The sequence below is a fragment of the Paenisporosarcina sp. P4_E4_2 genome (genome assembly GCF_056401595.1).
Genome location: NZ_JBFUJC010000346.1, coordinates 1 through 3,229 on the forward strand (window position 1 = coordinate 1; position 3,229 = coordinate 3,229).

General features: G+C 37.1%; 7 protein-coding genes. 6 read left to right on the top strand and 1 reads right to left on the bottom strand.

The window, feature by feature from the left end; genetic code table 11:
* The 6 genes from AC1DSB_RS16805 to AC1DSB_RS16830 form a co-directional block, all read left to right on the top strand.
* Positions 1–194 (top strand): AMP-binding enzyme (locus AC1DSB_RS16805; protein ID WP_477587169.1); only part of this gene is annotated, 194 nt, incomplete at its 5' end.
* 48 nt (positions 195–242) lie between these two features.
* Complete coding sequence (locus AC1DSB_RS16810) at positions 243–668, top strand: acyl-CoA thioesterase (protein WP_477532621.1); 426 nt, start codon at positions 243–245, stop codon at positions 666–668.
* Positions 668–967 carry a hypothetical protein gene (locus AC1DSB_RS16815; RefSeq protein WP_477532620.1) on the top strand — a complete coding sequence of 100 codons (300 nt, stop codon included), beginning with the start codon at positions 668–670 and terminating at the stop codon, positions 965–967. The genes AC1DSB_RS16810 and AC1DSB_RS16815 overlap by 1 nt, the downstream gene beginning before the upstream one ends.
* 207 nt (positions 968–1,174) lie before the next feature.
* Complete coding sequence (locus AC1DSB_RS16820) at positions 1,175–2,059, top strand: type II toxin-antitoxin system SpoIISA family toxin (RefSeq protein ID WP_477532619.1); 885 nt, start codon at positions 1,175–1,177, stop codon at positions 2,057–2,059.
* A gap of 82 nt (positions 2,060–2,141) precedes the next feature.
* Positions 2,142–2,342 carry a hypothetical protein gene (locus tag AC1DSB_RS16825; protein ID WP_342543700.1) on the top strand — a complete coding sequence of 67 codons (201 nt, stop codon included), beginning with the start codon at positions 2,142–2,144 and terminating at the stop codon, positions 2,340–2,342.
* A 103-nt stretch (positions 2,343–2,445) separates the two neighbouring features.
* Positions 2,446–2,589, top strand: coding sequence for a hypothetical protein (locus AC1DSB_RS16830; RefSeq protein WP_342543701.1), 144 nt, complete (start codon positions 2,446–2,448; stop codon positions 2,587–2,589).
* Positions 2,590–2,732: 143 nt separating this feature from the next.
* Here the strand turns inward: AC1DSB_RS16830 and AC1DSB_RS16835 are convergent, their stop codons facing one another.
* Entirely contained in the window at positions 2,733–3,023 is a 291-nt protein-coding gene (locus tag AC1DSB_RS16835) for a HesB/YadR/YfhF family protein (protein ID WP_342543702.1), read from the bottom strand.
* Positions 3,024–3,229: the final 206 nt, after the last annotated feature.

Here is a 3,229-nt window from a genome sequence, read left to right on the forward strand (position 1 = left end):
GGGGAGAAGTCGTTACCGCATTCATTTCATTGAGTGACCCTGCTCTATTTGAAGAAACTCAATTGACCGACCATTGCCGTCTATTTTTAGGAGGCTATAAAATCCCGAAAAAATTTGTGGTGTTACCAGAACTGCCGAAAACGCATGTCGGAAAAATTGATAAGAAACAACTATCAGCCTTGAAAGTCGTGTAACTGCTTTTTCTTGCTCAATTTTGTATAATGGTGCAAGAGGTGAGCAAGATGTTTGTCAGTGAAAAAGAAATTGAAATCCGTTATGCCGAAACAGACCAAATGGGTGTCGTTTACCATGCCAACTACTTGGTATGGATGGAAATCGGAAGAACCAGCCTGATTGAAGATTTAGGCTACACGTATGCCGGACTGGAAAGTGAAGGCTATTTATCACCAGTGATCGATTTGAGTATCCAATATAAAGCGTCGTTGAAATATGGTCAGAAAGCAACTGTTCGCACATGGGTTGAGTCTCATGGTAAACTTCGAACAACCTATGGTTACGAGATCTTACATGAGGATGGAACGGTAGCAGCAACAGCAAAGTCAGAACATGTTTTGGTGAAAAAAGAAACATTCCGACCTGTATCGCTTAAAAAAGTGAATGCAGAGTGGGACGCTACATATGCAGAAATCGCCAAGGTGAAGAGCTGATGGCTTTTGGATTGAAACGCGACGAGTTGACGGCATGGAAAGAAGCAGTCAGCAGAGGCGAGATCGCATTTTTGACGCATTACTGGCTGGATGACCGATTCCCGGGATGCAAGACGGTTACGAAAGTCGGTTGCGCAGACGTAGAACGATTGATTACGTGGGGAAAGCAATATGGCTTGAAGGCTGAATGGATCGACTACAAGGAAGCTTATCCACATTTTGATTTATTCGGACAGCATCAGGAAGCGATCTTACGTAAAGAAAATATGCTGAACCAATTGCAACGTTTTGCCAATTAGAAAACCCACTTTGAGTTGACGCTCAAAGTGGGTTTTGTCTTAGGTTTTACTTAATTGATAGTGGAAAGATGAGTATCGGAAGAGAACCAATATAATAGAAAACTTTCTCCTAACATTAATATTATTTAATTTGCAAATAGAAGGAATATTACATCACTTATGGAGTCTCTATACGTAAATTATGGTAAAATTAGGTGGGGGTGAATCATGTTAGAAAATCAACTGGAATCAAATAGATGGTACAAGAATCTCCTCAACAAAAAGGTTCTAGGACCAATAATTCTTATAATAGTTCTGTTTTTGGTAAAGCTGATATGGGGCGATTCAATTCTCTCCTTTACCCAAAAAAACAAGTGGTTCATTCTTATTGGCTTTGCGGCGGTAATTCTATACATAAGTTGGGCATTTGAAGGATTTTTTAAGAAGCATAAACAAAATTTGCGGAGAACATGGTATTTCCTTTTCATTATTGGGGTTGTGCTGTTGCTTAATCAGACTGGTTTTAATGTGCAAGAATGGCAACGATACACATTGTTAGCAGGGATGTTCATCTTTGTTGATTTAGCCTTGTTTTTAACTCCAACTATTAAGAAAATCGGCGGAGCTGAAATGGAACAAATCAATGATGTGGAAAGCATCAATGAGGAAATGCAGAAGGTTATTGTTCAAACACAAAATAGAAGTTTGCAATTCACAGATATATTGGACAGGATGCAAATATCTTCTTTTGAAACTCAAGAATGGCATGAAATTGAGAATTATCAGGAGAGTTTAGAAGATTTTTTATATTCCTATGGAGAAACTTGCAGACAAAATATCACGGTATTCAAGAAAAACAATGATAATTTCTTTAGGCAAGAAGTAGGTACAATTCTTGGAGTTAATATTACGGATGAACAAATGAATTCCATAAATGAGAAAGTAGTCGTTCATATAGACAAGCATACCGTCCTCATTCCATATCTCGAAAAAATATTTCCAGTAGTCATTTCTATTGAATCGGAAAAGGAACATGTTTTGGATATTGATATAGATCATATTATTAATCTTTCTATGATACATAGTTGGTTAAAAAAACCACTTGAAGAGTGAGTTTCTTAAGTGGTCAACATTATAGATAAAAAAGTATAAGTTTGATAGAATAAGGGTAAATGATAGTAAAGGAGTGGAGAAAATGGTAGAGCGTACAAGTACAACAGAAGGTATGGTAGTAACTGTAGCTAAAAGACGCAGAGGTAAGGTTAAGTCTCCTTTTTTACGAGAGAAGGCTACTCGAACAGCTCCACGAACTTCACCATCATTGTATACAAGGGATTTATTTAAGAGAAGCGATGAAGCTGTAGATCGTTTAAGAGATAGCCGTTCAATGAAGTGAAAGGGTAGCTTATGAATATTCTTAGTCTTTTTTGTTTAAACCTCTCATATCTTGACCATACAGACAGTATAATTGTACAAAGATTTGTATGGGAGTTGATCCATTGGGAGAAGAAAAGAAGAAAACTACCTTCTTAACGGATAAGCCGTCTGGAACGTTACCAAAGCGTGAAAAAGATGAGAGTTACCTTCTCAATTTAAATAAGAAAATGAAAGACAATATTAATAAAATAAAGAAGAGCAGATAGGGTTTACGGTCTATCTGTTTTTTTATATACTTTTTTGATGATTCTATATTGCTTATTGCCCATTAATAGAGATGAAAAAGCAACCATCAAAAGTTACAAAAAAATAAGACAAAGCAGACGGAATGGATACCGTCTGCTTTGTCTTATTTTACGTATGAATATGTAAGTTCTTTTTGTTTCGGATCAACAGTGACATGTAAATCATGCCCGTCAAAATACCAAATATCTCGGTCTTCAATGTAAAAATGAATATCTTCTTCAACTAATTCAACGGATAGTTCCATCGGTTGCTCTTTCGTTACACCGAGTGAAAATCCGTCATGGAGCTGACTGGAGCCGCCGTAGCGGGCGTAAAACCGAATATATTCGCCGGCTTTTGCTTCCATGTCTTCTTTAAACCATTGCATTGCTTCATGTGAAATCACGATTTTCATGCAACACCAACCTTTCGTGGTCTAATCGTATTGTATTATATCCACTTCACTTTTGGCTCGGTTCCCGCTTTGATCCGGGTGATATTAGCACGATGACGGTAAAGAATGAATGCAGTAAGTAAAACAATCACTACCAACAATGGAATATCGGTTTCAAAGAAAATGTTATAGATTACCGTATATAGCAAAGCAATTACTCCTAGAAC